The organism is Thermococcus waiotapuensis, from assembly GCF_055384795.1.
Genome location: NZ_AP042429.1, coordinates 587,278 through 602,970 on the forward strand (window position 1 = coordinate 587,278; position 15,693 = coordinate 602,970).

The 15,693-nt window shown below is 54.3% G+C and carries 13 protein-coding genes; 8 read left to right on the forward strand and 5 right to left on the reverse strand.

Annotated elements, in window-relative coordinates; all coding sequences use genetic code 11:
- Positions 1 to 68 precede the first annotated feature (68 nt).
- On the forward strand, positions 69 to 527 hold the full coding sequence (locus ACZ47M_RS03310; protein WP_315340948.1) for a protein-tyrosine phosphatase family protein: 459 nt from the start codon (positions 69 to 71) through the stop codon (positions 525 to 527).
- Positions 528 to 618: 91 nt separating this feature from the next.
- Positions 619 to 1,398 carry a pyrroline-5-carboxylate reductase gene (proC, locus tag ACZ47M_RS03315; protein ID WP_315340043.1) on the forward strand — a complete coding sequence of 260 codons (780 nt, stop codon included), beginning with the start codon at positions 619 to 621 and terminating at the stop codon, positions 1,396 to 1,398.
- Here the strand turns inward: proC and ACZ47M_RS03320 are convergent.
- Positions 1,372 to 1,611, reverse strand: a complete 240-nt coding sequence (locus ACZ47M_RS03320; protein WP_315340045.1) for a hypothetical protein — start codon at positions 1,609 to 1,611, stop codon at positions 1,372 to 1,374. The two genes, proC and ACZ47M_RS03320, sit on opposite strands and share 27 nt — an antisense overlap.
- A gap of 48 nt (positions 1,612 to 1,659) precedes the next feature.
- Between ACZ47M_RS03320 and ACZ47M_RS03325 the strand changes: the two genes are divergently transcribed.
- From ACZ47M_RS03325 to ACZ47M_RS03345, 5 genes are all read left to right on the forward strand, one after another.
- Entirely contained in the window at positions 1,660 to 2,430 is a 771-nt protein-coding gene (locus ACZ47M_RS03325; protein ID WP_315340048.1) for a hypothetical protein, read from the forward strand.
- A gap of 63 nt (positions 2,431 to 2,493) precedes the next feature.
- Positions 2,494 to 5,001 carry a CDC48 family AAA ATPase gene (locus ACZ47M_RS03330; RefSeq protein WP_315340049.1) on the forward strand — a complete coding sequence of 836 codons (2,508 nt, stop codon included), beginning with the start codon at positions 2,494 to 2,496 and terminating at the stop codon, positions 4,999 to 5,001.
- Between the two features lie 89 nt (positions 5,002 to 5,090).
- Entirely contained in the window at positions 5,091 to 5,711 is a 621-nt protein-coding gene (gene psmB / locus ACZ47M_RS03335; protein ID WP_315340051.1) for an archaeal proteasome endopeptidase complex subunit beta, read from the forward strand.
- A gap of 10 nt (positions 5,712 to 5,721) precedes the next feature.
- Positions 5,722 to 7,668, forward strand: a complete 1,947-nt coding sequence (locus ACZ47M_RS03340) for a beta-CASP ribonuclease aCPSF1 (RefSeq protein ID WP_315340053.1) — start codon at positions 5,722 to 5,724, stop codon at positions 7,666 to 7,668.
- A gap of 80 nt (positions 7,669 to 7,748) precedes the next feature.
- Positions 7,749 to 8,507, forward strand: coding sequence for a hypothetical protein (locus tag ACZ47M_RS03345; protein WP_315340055.1), 759 nt, complete (start codon positions 7,749 to 7,751; stop codon positions 8,505 to 8,507).
- On the opposite strand, the gene ACZ47M_RS03350 is transcribed toward ACZ47M_RS03345, so the two are convergent.
- Genes ACZ47M_RS03350 through ACZ47M_RS03365 form a run of 4 tightly spaced genes read right to left on the reverse strand, consistent with a single transcriptional unit; the run spans position 8,491 to position 13,388 of the window.
- Positions 8,491 to 10,170, reverse strand: coding sequence for an ATP-dependent DNA ligase (locus tag ACZ47M_RS03350; RefSeq protein WP_315340951.1), 1,680 nt, complete (start codon positions 10,168 to 10,170; stop codon positions 8,491 to 8,493). The two genes, ACZ47M_RS03345 and ACZ47M_RS03350, sit on opposite strands and share 17 nt — an antisense overlap.
- Positions 10,171 to 10,219: 49 nt before the next feature.
- Positions 10,220 to 11,122 (reverse strand): pantoate kinase, encoded by a 903-nt coding sequence (locus tag ACZ47M_RS03355; RefSeq protein ID WP_315340057.1) that lies wholly within the window; start codon positions 11,120 to 11,122, stop codon positions 10,220 to 10,222.
- Between the two features lie 4 nt (positions 11,123 to 11,126).
- Positions 11,127 to 13,079 (reverse strand): ribosome rescue protein RqcH, encoded by a 1,953-nt coding sequence (gene rqcH, locus ACZ47M_RS03360; protein ID WP_315340058.1) that lies wholly within the window; start codon positions 13,077 to 13,079, stop codon positions 11,127 to 11,129.
- 48 nt (positions 13,080 to 13,127) lie between these two features.
- Entirely contained in the window at positions 13,128 to 13,388 is a 261-nt protein-coding gene (locus ACZ47M_RS03365) for a hypothetical protein (RefSeq protein ID WP_315340060.1), read from the reverse strand.
- A gap of 148 nt (positions 13,389 to 13,536) precedes the next feature.
- Between ACZ47M_RS03365 and ACZ47M_RS03370 the strand changes: the two genes are divergently transcribed.
- Complete coding sequence (locus ACZ47M_RS03370; protein ID WP_315340062.1) at positions 13,537 to 15,525, forward strand: 1,4-alpha-glucan branching protein; 1,989 nt, start codon at positions 13,537 to 13,539, stop codon at positions 15,523 to 15,525.
- The last annotated feature ends 168 nt before the right edge of the window (positions 15,526 to 15,693 follow it).

Here is a 15,693-nt window from a genome sequence, read left to right on the forward strand (position 1 = left end):
CCGGGTGAGAAAACTCTCCCCTGGGAGCAACCTTAAAATATTCAGACCTTAAGAATCTGGGGATGAAAATGTGGCCATCGGCAAAGTTCGTTGACGATAGCGTGGCCTTTTCAAGGATGCCAACGGAGGAGGAGCTCGACGAGGTGGCGAAGAACTTCGACGCGGTAGTGGTTCTCGTTGATGACTATGAGCTCCCCTACTCGCTCGAGGAATGGGAGAAGAGGGGGGTTGAGGTTCTCCACAGCCCGATCCCGGATTTCACGGCTCCAAGCCTCGAGCAGCTCCTCGAAATCCTCCGCTGGGTCGGTTCCAAGACCCAGGAGGGAAAGAGGGTATTAATTCATTGCATGGGCGGCCTCGGGAGGAGCGGGACTGTCGCGGTTGCCTGGCTCATGTACTCGAAGGGGCTCCCTCTCGGGGAGGCGCTGAGGAGGGTTCGCTCGTTAAGGTACGGGGCAGTTGAGACACCTGAACAGTTCGAAGTCCTGAGGGAGCTTGAAATGTACCTGTCACATCGACAATTTTGAGCCGTGTTTACCTTGCTTTCTGTCAAATCGACAGGGTATTAGGGGCAAGCTTTATCTTGAAAGATGGCGTTGGTGGGGAGAGGGTGTTTGAATGAGGGTGGCCGTGATAGGTGCCGGAACGATAGGTGGCGCAGTTGCCAAAGCCCTGAGAGAGAGCGGGCACGAAGTCGTTGCCACGAGGAGGGATCTAGAGAGGGGCAGATGGCTTGAAGAATACGGGATCAGGCTTACGAGTAACAACAGGGAGGCCGTTGAGTGGGCTGAGGCAGTTTTTCTGGCGGTGAAGCCAGATAAAGTTGGTGCCGTCATCGAAGAGGTCTCCGAACTTTTGGAGGGAAAGTTTCTAATCTCGCTCGCGGCTGGCATAGGGCTTGACTACCTCAAAAGGTTGGCCCCAAAGGCCAAGCTCGTCAGGGCAATGCCTAACATAGCGGTTCTCGTCAAGGAGTCCTTCACGGCGTACTCGACTGATCTGGAGGGTGATGATTTAGAAACCGTTGAAGGCCTTCTCTCGTCCTTCGGTGAGTTCCTCCGCGTTGAGGAGGAGCACATGGACGCAATAACGGGGCTGAGCGGTTCAGGGCCGGCTTACGTTACCGTCTTCCTTGAGGCCATGATCTACGGTGGTTTGAGGGCTGGCCTTCCGAGGGAAGTAGCCAGAAAAGCTTCCCTTCAGACCCTCTTAGGGACGGCCAAACTGCTTATGGAGACCGAAAAGCACCCTGCCGAGATAAGGGAGTGGGTGATAACGCCCGGTGGGACGACGATAGATGGGATCTTCGAGCTGGAGGAGGGCAAAATAAGGACGGCCGTGATGAAGGCCGTTGACGCGGCAACAAAGAAGTCAAAGATGCTGTCGAGGAGGGCCTGAAACTCTCCTCCCGTATTCCGGCTCTGAATCGGCCAAATAACCTGGCGGGAGTATCGTCTGGAGCTTGGAGTCAGAACGCCTCTGCGTGTAAATTACAGTCCCGAGGCCGGGCCCTTTAAGGGCAGGAATCGCCTTCAGGATGTTCTCCTTTGGAGGTCTCTCGGGAAAGAACTGCCTCTCTCTTCGCCACTTTGCCAGTTCGAGGATGCGCATGTCAGATTCTGCGGAAGATTTTTAGGTTGGGGACCTTTAACTTCCAGCATGAGGGTTGCGGTCATAACCAGGGATGCCCGGGCGTATTATCAAGCCGTAAACACGTTGAAAAAGTACGGGATAGGCTTTCACAGTTTAACGCCGGGGGATAAGATTCCTTTTGACGTTGAGGTCGTTCTCGTTGACGAGAGTACCTTCAAACAGATCGACTTCCCGGTCAAGATCCTCATCGGGGAGGATTTCATAGACGAACTTCTGGCCATACTCGAGGGGAGGGAGAGATTTAGCAGGGTTTACATAGCAATAGACCCGGGGGAAAGGCCTGGGGTGAGCGTAATAGCCGATAACAGGGTTCTTGAAGTTCACAGACTTAAGGGGCCCAAGGACGTGGAGCCCATCCTTGAACTTCTGAAAAAGTATCCTGGGGCCAGGATAAAAATTGGCCATGGCGCTAAAAGGCAGAGGGTTCTCATGCTCAAAGCCCTTGGCCAGTTACTGGGCTACGACTACCGCCTGATACTTGTCAACGAGTCGGGGACAACCCCCAGGGTTGGGGACACTGAATCAAAGGGTGTTCAGGACATCGTGGCCGCGATAAACATCGGTTTGAGGCAGGGCAGGGAGGTCAGCATAAGGGAGCTTCTGGACCTGAGGGAGCCAACGAAGAGGGAAATCGACGACATAAAGAAAAGAAGCCGCGAGCTCAGTGGAAACATTACCATTTCATCAGACCTGGCCAGGGAAGTTGCCCTCGGGAACATGACCCTCGAAGAAGCGCTTGAGAGGCAGAGGAGAAAGTCCAAACTCGGTGGGCAGTAGCAAGGTATTTTAACCCCAAAACCCAGTTTCTGAACGTGGGGAAAAAGGCTGGAGGTGCGGGCATTGATATTCGGGCACGAGGAGTCCGTTGATGAAATAAAGTTGAGGGTTGCCGAGGCCCTTAAGGTTGATGTCGGCCGGGGAATAGTGAGGTTTGACAGGTCTTACCAGAAGAAGCTGGGAGTGGCTGCAGGAGACATAGTTGAACTTGTCGGCTCGCGTTCAACGGCTGCTATAGTGGCCAACGCTCATCCCGACGACAGGGGGCTTGATATAATAAGGATGGACGGTTATCTGAGAAAGAACGCAGGGGTAAGCATCGGCGACTACATTACGGTCAGAAAGGCCCAGGTTCAGGAGGCGAAGAAGGTAGTCCTCGCCCCCGCGCAGAAGGGAGTACTCCTCCAGATCCCGGGGGATCTCGTGAAGCAGAGCCTCCTCGGAAGGCCCGTTGTTAAGGGTGACATAGTTGTCGCGAGCAGCAGGGGGGAGACGGGTTACTACGGCGGTTCTCCGCTGGATGACCTCATAAGGGGCATCTTTGAGAGCATGCCAATCGCATTTGGAGAGCTCAAGTTCGTCGTCGTTAATACCGTTCCTAAGGGTATAGTCCAGATAACCTACAACACCGAGGTCGAGGTTCTTCCGCAGGCAGTTGAGGTTCATGAGGAGGCAATTCCCGAGGTTACCTACGAGGACATAGGCGGTTTGAGCGATGCAATACAGAAGATCCGCGAGATGGTGGAGCTCCCGCTCAAGCACCCGGAGCTCTTTGAAAGGCTGGGCATTGAGCCGCCGAAGGGTGTTCTCCTTTATGGTCCTCCCGGAACGGGTAAGACGCTCTTGGCTAAGGCCGTTGCCAACGAGGCTAACGCCCACTTCATAGCCATAAATGGCCCAGAAATAATGAGCAAGTTCTATGGAGAAAGCGAGGAGAGGCTGAGGGAAGTCTTTAAAGAAGCTGAGGAGAACGCGCCAAGTATAATTTTCATCGACGAGATTGACAGCATCGCCCCCAAGAGGGAAGAAGTTGTCGGCGAGGTTGAGAAGAGGGTTGTTTCACAGCTCCTCACGTTAATGGACGGCCTGAAGAGCAGGGGCAAGGTCATAGTAATAGCCGCAACCAACAGGCCTGATGCGATCGATCCGGCGTTGAGGAGGCCGGGAAGGTTTGACAGGGAGATTGAAGTCGGAGTTCCCGACAAGCAGGGAAGAAAAGAGATACTCCAGATCCACACCAGGGGAATGCCTCTGGAGCCTTCCTTTGAGAAGGGGGAAGTGCTTAAGGTTCTCGATGAGGTTGGAAGTAGAGTGCTTGAGCCAGAAGTTCTGACGAGGCTGAAACTCCAGGTCGAGAGGGCGGGAAGCAGTGAGGAGATAAAGAGCATCCTGCAGGAGTACGGTGAGATATATTCAGACGTTAAGGCGAGGCTCGTAGATAAAATGCTCGAAAGGATCGCCGAGAAGACTCATGGCTTTGTAGGTGCGGATTTGGCGGCCCTCGCAAGGGAGGCGGCGATGGTCGTTCTGAGAAGGCTCATTGGAGAGGGGAAGATAAGCCCGGAGCAGGAGAGAATACCGCCCGAGGTTCTTCAGGAGCTACGCGTCAGGGAGGAGGACTTCTATGAGGCGCTGAAGATGGTCGAGCCTTCGGCCCTCAGGGAGGTCCTCATTGAGGTTCCCAACGTGCGCTGGGACGACATTGGTGGCCTGGAGGAGGTAAAACAGCAGCTTAAGGAAGCGGTGGAGTGGCCACTGAAGTATCCACGGGCCTTTGAGCGGCTTGGCATTGAGCCGCCGAAGGGAATCCTCCTCTACGGTCCACCCGGAACCGGTAAGACGCTCTTAGCTAAGGCCGTTGCTACTGAGAGCGAGGCCAACTTCATAGCCATAAGGGGCCCGGAAGTGCTCAGCAAGTGGGTCGGTGAAACCGAAAAGAGGATCCGGGAAATCTTTAGAAAGGCCCGCCAGGCGGCACCGACGATAATATTCATTGATGAGATTGATGCAATAGCCCCGGCCAGGGGAAGCTACGAGGGAGGAAGATATCTCGACACCCTGATAAACCAGCTACTGACGGAGATGGACGGTATTGACAAGAACAGCGGCGTCGTCGTCATAGGAGCAACCAACAGGCCTGACATCATTGATCCGGCACTGCTAAGGCCGGGGAGGTTTGACAGGTTAATCCTCGTCCCGGCACCAGATGAGAAGGAGAGACTGGAGATACTCAGGGTTCACACCAGGAGGGTACCCCTGGCGGGGGACGTTGACCTGAAGGACATCGCAAAGAGAACCCAGGGCTACTCCGGCGCCGATTTAGAGGCGCTGGTGAGGGAAGCAGCATTGACTGCACTCAGACGGATGGTTAGCGGTAGTCCCGGTGCTGGGCCCGGCGAAGAGGAGTTCATAGAGAAGCTGACGGTTACCAGGAGAGACTTTGAGGAGGCCCTGAAGAGGGTCAAGCCGAGCATAACGCCCTACATGATAGAATACTACAACAACTTCGAGGAGAGCCGCAGGAAAGTCGTCGGTAAGACCGAGAGGTCTCCGGACTACTACACCTTCTGACCTCTTTCCTTTTCGAAAGGTTTAAATACCCCCTGCCCAAGTGAGGTTGTCAGATTTTTCTGTTCTACAGATTACAAGGGGTGTCAGAGTTGAACGAAGGTTTAAGCGCTGCGAAAGGCACCACGACAGTTGGTTTGATATGCAAGGACGGGGTTATCCTGGCCGCTGACAGGAGGGCCACGATGGGGAACATGATAACGTCAAAGGAAGTCACAAAGATCTTCCAGATAGACGACCATCTGGCGATAGCGGGTGCAGGACTCGTCGGAGACATTCTGAGTATGGTCAGGCTCCTGAGGGCAGAGGCAAGGCTCTACAGGGCAAGAGTGGGCAGGGAGATGAGTGTTAAGGTTCTAACAACTCTAATGGCCAACGTCCTCCACGGTGGCAGGGGCTACGGCTACTTTGCCTGGTTCCTCGTTGGCGGCTACGACACAGAGCCAAGGCTCTACTCCATAGACGCCGCGGGCGGCGTTACCGAGGAGAAGTATGTAGCCGCTGGTTCTGGAATGGAGTTTGCCCTCGCAATTCTGGAAAACGAGTTCTCCGAGGGACTTTCCCTTGAGGATGGGATGAGGCTTGCAGCAAAGGCCGTTAACGCGGCCATCAAGAGGGACGTTTACACAGGGGAGGGAATCACCCTCGTGGTCGTAACAAAGGAAGGCTACCGCGAGCTTGGGGATGACGAAATAAAAACCCTTCTCGAGTGAGGTGATAGTGTTGATCAGGAGGGAAACGTACGTCGAGGACATACTGAAGGACATCAGGGCCGTCATCGAGCAAATGGTTCCTAAGGAGGCCAAGGTAACTGAGGTGGAGTTTGAAGGGCCTGAGCTCGTTATTTACGTAAAAAACCCCGAGGCCATAATGAAGGACGGAGACCTTATCAAGAATCTGGCAAAGGTGCTTAAAAAGAGGATAAGCGTTCGCCCGGATTCCGACATACTGCTCCCTCCGGAAAAGGCGGAGGAGATGATAAGGCAGATAGTCCCGCCGGAGGCAGAGATAACCAACATAAGCTTCGATCCATCGGTTGGAGAGGTCATAATAGAGGCTAGAAAACCCGGCCTTGTGATTGGAAAGAACGGCGAGACACTCAGGTTGATAGCCCAGAAAGTCTACTGGGCCCCCAAGGCCGTCAGGACCCCACCAATTCAAAGCCAGACGATATACTCCATCAGGCAGATACTACAGTCCGAGGCCAAGGACAGGAGGAAGCTCCTCAGACAGGTGGGCAGGAACATATACCGCAAGCCTGAATACAAGAGCAGATGGATTAGAGTCACCGGCCTCGGCGGCTTCCGTGAAGTTGGACGGAGTGCCCTTCTCGTTCAGACCGACGAGAGCTACGTTTTGGTTGACTTCGGTGTGAACATTGCCTCACTTAAGGATCCCACCAAAGCGTATCCGCATTTCGACGCTCCGGAGTTCCGCTACGTCCTCGACGAGGGCCTCCTGGACGCTATAATCATAACCCACGCCCACCTTGACCACAGCGGCATGCTACCCTACCTTTTCCGCTACAATCTCTTTGATGGGCCGATATACACGACTCCCCCCACAAGGGATCTGATGACCCTTCTCCAGCAGGATTTCATTGAGATCCAGCACATGAACGGCGTGGAGCCGCTCTACAGGCCGAGGGACATCAAGGATGTCATAAAGCACACCATAACCCTCGACTACGGCGAGGTCAGGGACATCGCTCCGGACATAAGGCTGACCTTCCACAACGCGGGCCACATCCTCGGTTCGGCCATAGTCCACCTCCACATAGGGAACGGCCTCCATAACATAGCTGTAACAGGCGATTTCAAGTTCATCCCGACGAGGCTCTTTGAGCCAGCGACAAGCAAGTTCCCGAGGCTGGAGACCCTCATCATGGAGTCTACCTACGGTGCGAGCAACGACTACCAGATGCCGAGGGAAGAGGCCGAGAAGAGGCTTATAGAGGTTATTCACCAGACCATCAAGCGCGGCGGCAAAGTTCTCATCCCCGCTATGGCCGTCGGAAGGGCCCAGGAGATAATGATGGTTCTCGAGGAGTACGCCCGCGTTGGTGGCCTCGAAGTGCCGATATACCTCGACGGCATGATCTGGGAGGCAACGGCAATCCACACGGCTTATCCGGAGTACCTCAGCAAGAACCTCCGCGAGCAGATCTTCCACGAAGGCTACAACCCGTTCCTCAACCCGATCTTCAAGAGCGTGGCCAACAGCAGGGAGAGGCAGGACATCATAGACAGCGGCGAGCCTGCCATAATCATCGCCACCTCAGGCATGCTCGTGGGCGGCCCGAGCGTGGAGTACTTCAAGCAGCTTGCCCCCGATCCAAAGAACAGCATAATCCTCGTCAGCTACCAGTCAGAGGGAACCCTTGGAAGGCAGGTCCAGAGGGGTCTGAAGGAGATACCCCTCGTCGGCGAGGACGGTAGAACAGAGGTCATCAACGTCAACATGGAGGTTCACACCATAGAGGGCTTCTCCGGCCACGCAGACAGGGGGGAGCTCATGAGCTACGTTGCCAAGCTCAAGCCCAGGCCGGAGCGCATTATCACCGTCCACGGTGAGGCCCAGAAGTGCCTTGACTTGGCCTCCAGCATACACAAGAAGTTCGGTCTCCCGACGAGGGCCCCAAGCAACCTCGACGCCATAAGGCTCAAGTGACTTTCCTTCTGTTTTCTTTGTCTACTCACCAACAGCACTTCCGGGAAAAACCTTAAACATATTGACTCGTAAAAACCCCGGTGATGCAGGTGATTGGGGTTCTCGGGGCACTGGCGTTTCTTCTGTACGTACTTGTTGTTATCGTAGTAGGAATACAACTCTACTTCAAAACCCGCTCCTGGCTTAGAAAATTGGAGGGAGTATTACCCCATCCCGACAGCGGCTCCGCGGCAGGATACACCCTCTTAGCACTGGCCCTCTCGACGATCATTGAACTCGGCGCATTGTATGGGTTCAGGAACTCCCCCCTCCTCATAGCCTTTGCGTTTCCTTTCATAGTGGGTTTCACCGAGGAAGGCTCAAAGCTCATCCCCTACTTCAGGCGGGGTGGCGATATCCTCCTCCGGTGGAGGCTGTCCCTCAGAGTCGCCCTCTACTTTGCCATCGTGGAAGCGGTTCTGTATGCCATATACCTCTTACTCGTGGGCAACATCCTGGGTATATTCCTCCGGATAATCGTCATAATGTTCCACGTTTCATTCACGGCCATAGCACTTTGTGGTGCCCTCTCTGGAGCCTGGATTGGGGGCTACCTGAAGGCGGCCATCCTCCACGCGTTATACGATGCCCCCGTTTTTGTGCTCCTCGGAATTGGGGGAGACCTTCCCGTGCTGTTTACTGTCATCCTCTCAACCTCAGGCGTTCTCTACACGTACAACTTCGTTGACAGGGCTTTCATGACACCTTATACCCTGGCGATGGAGAGGATTGAGGAGAAAAAGAGGGAAGAGGAGGCTGAGGCAGGGCCCACCGGGGGTTCTTTCACTTCTTTGCCTTGAACCTCTCCTGGAGCTCGTACAGTTCGGATATCCTCTCTATCGTGTCCGCTTCCTCAGGGCTTTTGTCATCCCTTAGGGCCACGTAGCGCGGGAAGCGCAGGGCAAAGCCGCTCTCGTACTTCGGGCTCTTCTGTATCTCCTGGTATGTTACTTCTATGACGACCCTGGGCTCTATCTCAACGAATTTGCCCTCCTCCCGGACTATGAGAGGTTTGAGCATCTCCGTGAACTCCTCCAGATCCTCGTCCGTGAAGCCGCTTCCCACCTTTCCGACCGGGACGAACTCGCCCCTGTTGGGATCGTAGGCCGCAACCAGGAACGAGCCGAGAAGGTGTGCGCGCTTTCCCTCGCCCCATTCTGCACCTATTATGACCAGGTCGAGGTTCTCCATGGTCGGTTTTATCTTCAACCACTTCTTTCCGCGGTTTCCAGGTTCATAAACCGAGTCCAGCCTCTTGGCCATTAGACCCTCATGTCCCAGCTCGAGGGCCTTCTTATAAAATTCTTCTGCCTCTTCAGCCTTTTTCGTCACGAGTTGCTGGGCGAGCTTTACCTTTTCATTCTCCTCGACGGAGCTTTCCAGCCTCTTCCTCCTGTCCCTGAAGGGGGCATCAATGAGGCTCTCGCCCTCGGCGTAGAGTATGTCGAAGAGGTTCAGCTCGAGGGGGATCTTCTCCATCATCTCTTCGATGTTGTACTTCCTCCTAAAGCGCCTCAGCACGTACTGGAATGGCCTGGGCTTTCCTCCATTTCCAACGGCGACCAGTTCGCCCTCCACTATGGCACGCCCCGGTTTCAGGGAGTTTCTTATTGCCTCGACCACCTCCGGAATCGAGCGGGTAACGTTCTCAAGCCTCCTTGAATAGACTATCACTTTGTCCCCGTTCTTGTGGATCTGAACCCTGGCGCCGTCGTACTTTATCTCGAAGGCGGCCTCGCCACCCATCTCCAGGAGGGCTTCCTTGACACTGGCAGCGTTCTGGGCCAGCATCGGCCGTATGGGTTTCCCAATCTGAATCTCGACTTTCAAAAGTCCATCGTTGCCTTCCAGCTTTGCGGTCTTTGCAACGTAACCAAAATCGCTCGTCAGCATGTAGGCCCTCTCAACGAGCTCGGGCTTGACCTTAAACGCCTCGGCTATCGCATCCCTTAAGATGCCCTCCGCCACGCCGGTTCTCATGGTGCCCAGTATTGTTCTCGCTATGTACTTCCCCTCCTCCGGCTCGGCGTCCATGAAAAGGTTTGCGAGGTATTTCATCTTTCTGTCCTGACTGCCCTCTCCCTGAGCTTCGGCTATTTTAACGAAGGTATCGTAAACCCTCTTTATCGTCAGCGGCTGGTTGAAAAAGCTCTTCTGCTTCCTCCTCTTTAAAGCTAAGGCCACGCTCTCCCCTAAATCGCCAGTGTCCTTTATGGAGTTCTCGATTTCCCTCTCGGGAACACCGGTTGCCATTGCGACGGCATCTATCAGGAGCTTTTCGCCAACGCCCAGTTCCCTTTCGTCCCAGTCGGGAAAGACCTTGCCGAGGATCAGGTAAGGAACAACCTCGATCAGATCCTCGGGTGTTTTCTTTAGGAAGTCCCCAACGAGCTTGGTTTTGAGGGTTTTTAGGGTCGTTTTCTCCAGCCCTCTGTAGAGTTCGGTCAGTTCCGAATAGCGCATGTCACCCATACTCCCCACCGAAGAGAATATGTTCAAAGAGAATAAAAGGTTAGCCAGCCCATCTCCCGACCTTTGGCCTTTCGGTGTAGATATCTGCTAATGTGTAGCTGATACCGATGTCCGAGACCAGGCCCCTGACTTTTTCAATCTCTTCCTCCCTTACCAGTGCGAAGAGGCCTTTCCCGAGCATGATCATCGAACTGGGGAGCTTTAAAACCCTGTCGAGTTCCCTGGCTATCTCGAGCAGTTCCCCGTCCAGGAGACCCGTTTTTTCCGCAAACTCTCTTGCCAGAAACATCATCCTCTCTACCCTCGGGTCATTCAGAAGTGCATCCATGGCCTTCGTTCCTTCCCTTTTTATTTCTTCAATAACCTCCCCTTCCAGAACTTCCTTCGTGTGGAGCGGGCCCAGCGGGATCGTGAGCACCTTGTAGCCCTCAAAAAAGAGGTTGTCAGTAACCCCTATTCCCGGACCGCCAGCTTTAACCCTGACCTCTATTCCACCGGCGAGCTGGCCGACTATGTCGCCGAGGCCCCCCTTATGCGTCACTTCCATCTCATGCGCTACCCTGGCGGCCTTTAACCACGTTCCCCCAAAGGAATAGCTTAAGGCCAGGGCTGTTCCCAGGGCCCCGCCTGCACTGTTTCCAAAGCCGTAGCCGTTTGGAAAGTCGAGGTACTGCCATACTTCCACCTCTCCAACAAAATCGCTGGGAACCAGCCTTTCCGCCACGGAATAACTTATTACAGCCTCATCCTTCTTCACGGGTTCACCGTTGAAAGCTACGTGGATGTGTCTCTCCAGGGTTCCCGTTTCGATGCTTACGAAGACGTTGGTTCCTCTGTCCAGATTAATGCCTGCTCCCAGGGAGCCCGCTTTAAGGGGATCCTCGTGGAAGACCGGCACGAAGAAAGCAGTTATATGGGCCGGAACAAAGGCTCTGATCAGCATACGATCACCCCGCCACCTCTTCTATCTCTCCTCCCCCCGGGGGAAGGATAGCGTTGAGGTCCTCTTCCCGGACTTTGTAACCCCACTTTTCGAGGATCGCCTTTATCTTTTTGACGAGCTCGCCCTTTTTCAGCTTTCCGGGCCTTATGACGATGTAGCTCTTTGCGTGGACTTTCACAGCATCAGGGGGGGCGCAGAGAATGAAATCCTCGCCCTCATAGTTTACAACGCCAACTGCCAGCTTTAGTGGCAGTCCGTGGAGCCAGTTCCTCTTGCCGTAGACCATGAAGGCGCCCTTACCCAGGTATTCCCCGCTCGGGGCCTGCTTCGTCACCTGCTCGGGATAAGCCCAGTAGGCGTCGGCCGAATAGAGGGCCTGGCTCCACGCCCTGCTCATCGAAACCGCGAACTGGCAGGCTTCAAAGATTGTCTTTTCCCCGGCCTTCTGGCCGTCCTTAATGACGACGTGCGGTGCCCCGTAAACGTCTGCATGGCAGTAGAGGTCATTCTTGTCCATGTGTTTCTTTACGAGGATCTCGTTTGTGTTCGCGTCTTTACCGGCCAAAACTAAGAAGCCCTCGCTCGAAACGAACCAGCGGAACTTCTCGAACCACTTCTTCTTTCTCCCCTCGATTCTCCTGACGTTCAGTTCCTTTTTCATCTCCTCCTCTATAAGCTTCTCGATTTCCTCAATCTTCCGCCTGGTGTCCTCGTAGGCCTTGAGGGCCCCCTCGTACTTGTGCCTGAACTTCTTGGCGTTCTCATAGTAGAGTTCAGCGTTCTCCCCGAGGCTTTTGTCTAAGTGAAGCTTCACCTCCCTCCCCTCGAGCTCCACAGTCACAGCCTTCTCCTTTGGGTCTATTTCCTTCACCATCAGGGCAACCCTGTTTCCGGCCTTCTTGCCTTCCTCGATTCTCTTTTTGAACTCCTCCCAGCCGAGCTTTTCCGTGGCCCTTTTGAACTCCCCAAGGAGGCGTTCGACCACGGGATAGTTCGCGTAAATGAGGTCGCCCAGCTCCTGGTTCTCCTTCATGGCCTTTTCAAAGCCTTTTAGCATCTCCTCCTGCTTTGCTAACGTCATCAGGAGTTGCTTCTTCTTTGCTTCGAGCTTCTGGGTTTGCTCTATCCTGGCTTTTTCGACGGTTATCCTGCCAAAGTATTCATCCAGGGCCTCGCTGAAGGTGCTGAAATACTTCTTCTCAAGCCCCCCGTAGACCTTAAGCTCTATTGGGACGACGTCGTGCATGTTGCCGTCCTTGAAGACGATGTTGGGCCTTGGCTCGTCGTTGAACGTGCCCAGCATGGCCTCGTAAACCTTTAGGAGATCCCGATCGCTCAGCCCCTTAACGGGCGTCGTCTTCTCGAAGCCGGCCCTTAGGGATATCTCCTCCGCGTAGAGGCCGCCCATGTTGAGCTTTCTGGCCAGGGCCCTTACCAGCTCAAGGTCTCCCTCTTCCCTCATGAGCTCAAGAAACCTCTCAAAAGAGACCTCCAGCGGGTTCTCCCTCGCCGGTGGAAAGATGTACTCGGCGTTGGGCTTTATGGCCCTGTCCCTGTACTCTTCATAACGTAGAGCTGAGATTATCCTGTTCTCCGAGTCAACGAGGACGATGTTACCGCTTCTGAAGAGCTCGCCGATGAGGGTGTAGTCCCCGACTCTTATCTTCACGATCCTGTCGAACTGGTGTTGCCCTATGGCATCTATAAAGCCTCCACTTAGGTGCTTCCTGAGGAGCATCGTGAAGCCTGAGGGCTCTTTCGGTGCCTCCTTGACGTAGCTCGTCAGGTGAAACCTCTTTCCCGCCTGGAGGATTAAGTCGGCCCTGCCTTCTTTCGTGTGGAGCTTTATCCTTATCTCGTCCCCTTCGTGATATACCTTGTCAACGCGAGAGCCAACCAGCCACTGGAGTTCCCGGACTATGTAGCGTATGTCAACGGAACTCATCTCTTCTTTCATCTTCCCACCGAAAAAGAGTCAGAAAGGGGGTTTAAAGGGTTGCCTTCCTCACCAGGCAAAAGCTATTAGAACCGCTACGCTTATCGCGAGGGCCGCCCTGTAAATATCGCTTTTGTCCCCTCCAAAGAGCTCCTGCAGGAAAACCCACAATGCCCCCGCTACACCTATGTCAAAAATGGGTTTTCCAAGCTTTACAGCACCATCTATTGGCATTCCCAGGAGGGATATTACCTCTCCAAGTAGTAACACCCCCACTATTCCGGCCAGCAGTCTATCGCCCGATTCCCCTTTTAAAACTTCCACGTCCATCACCCCGTTAATTTTGGGGTCGTCTTGGATAAGGTGCTTCCCCTTAAAAGCTGTTTGCCTCAAGTCTGATGTACATCTTTCAGCCAATGAGCGGGTGGGGACACGCTAAGGTTAAATACCCAGATGTGTAACCACCGATGGTGATATAATGAGGGGGTACTTTGCGTTTGTTCTCCACACTCACATCCCCTACGTTAGAAAGCACGAAAAATGGCCATTCGGAGAGGAATGGGTCTTTGAAGCAATAAGCGAAACGTACGTGCCACTCCTCATGGAGTTGGAGCGTCTTGTGGATTCAGGGATCCAGTTCGGCCTTGTAATAAACGTAACCCCCGTACTGGCGGAGCAGCTGGCAGATGACTACATGAAGTCCGAGTTTGAAAAATACATGGAGAGAAAGCTTAAGGCCATGGAAGAAGACCTGAAGTCGGGCAAATACGATGAAAAAGCTGTTTCCCACATGCTTAACTACTTCTGGAAAGTCTACAGCTACTGGAAGGCAATAAACGGCGACATCCTCGGAAAGCTCAGGGAACTCCAGGATAAGGGCTACATCGAGGTAATAACCTCCGCGGCGACGCACGGTTATTTGCCCCTCCTGGGGAGGGACGAGGCGATAAGGGCCCAGATAGCCAACGGCGTCGCCACCTATGAAAAGCACTTCGGGAGAAGGCCGAGGGGAATATGGCTACCTGAATGTGCCTACAGGCCTTCCGGCGAGTGGGAGCTACCGGGTGGGAGGAGGGTCAGGAGAAGGGGCATTGAGGAGTTCCTCGAGGAGTTTGGCCTTGAGTACTTCTTCGTTGAGAGCAGGCTAATTGATGAAGGGCCGGCAAGCAAGGTTTACGGTGAGGTTGAGGTTTACGAAGGTGGGAAGAGCACGCTCAGACCCTACTGGATAAAGGGTTCTAACGTTGCCGTCTTCGCGAGGAACAGGGAAACCGGCCACCAGGTCTGGAGCGCCCACTTTGGCTACCCTGGCGACTTCTGGTACAGGGAGTTCCACAAGAAGGCTCCAGAGAGCGGTGGCCAGTACTGGAGGATAACGAGCAAGGACGTTGATATAGGCGAAAAAGAGTTCTACGATCCCGATAAGGCCATGGAGCGCGTCGAAGAGCACGCGAGGCACTTCGTCTTACTTGTGGAGGGGCTCCTGAGGGAATACGAAGAAAAGACCGGGGAGAAGGGAATAATAGTCTCGCCCTACGACACCGAGCTCTTCGGCCACTGGTGGTTCGAGGGCGTTAAATGGCTCGGAAGAGTCCTGGAGCTGATGGCCCTGAGGGGCATAAAGACAACGACGCTCTCGAGGTTCCTTGAGGATTACTCAGCCGAGAGGCACGAAATAGAGCTCCCGGAGGGCTCCTGGGGTGCCAACTCCGACCACTCGACGTGGTGGAATAAGGAAACTGAATGGACGTGGGAACACGTCTACAGGGCCGAGGACAGGATGGTGGCTATAGCGAGTCGCTTCTACGGTAAGGACGGGCTGACCAACAGGGCCATCGAGCAGCTCGCAAGGGAGCTTTTGATTTTGGAGGCCAGCGACTGGCAGTTCTTAATAACTACGGGCCAGGCGAAGGAGTACGGCAAGAGGAGGGTTTTAGTCCACAGCAGGGACTTCCACAGGCTGGCGAACGAGGTCGTGAAGTACGTGAAGAGCGGGGAGTTCGACGTGAAACTCCTCGAAGAGCTCGAGGAGCGCGACAACGCTTTCAAGCCGGTGCTGGTTGAGCACTACATCAGCGAGAATCCGCCGGAGCTTGAGGAGTACGTTGAACCGCCGGAAGTTCCGCCGGAGAAGGGGGAGGCAGAAAAGCCGACAGAGACGAGGGCTTACTCAACTGCCATAGCCGTTGAAACGGTGAAATCACGGGGGAAGAAGAGGGCCGTCGTTGAATCGCTAAAGAAGAAAAAGAAAGTCGCTGGAAAGTCCTCCAAAAAGGCCAAAAAAAGGGAAGCGGGGGAGAGCGACCTGCTTTCGATAAAGGGCATCGGGCCAAAAACGCTGGCAAAGCTCAGAGAAGCGGGCATTGAAAGCGTTGAAGACCTGAGAAAGGCCGATCCAGAAGAGCTCGCCAGAAAAACCCGGATCTCCGTGAAGAGGCTCAGGAAGTTCATTGAGCAGGTTAAATGACATTTTTTCAAAACCCTTTTCGGGGCTTTGCCCTGTTTATTTTGGGACCCTCAAAAGCCCAGGATTCATGCCCCCGGCGGTCTTCTCAGTCCAGGAAAGGGGAGCTCAGGGGATGCTTCCCTGCGACTTGCTGCCCACAGATTGAGCTTGAGATAGTGGTTAAGGACA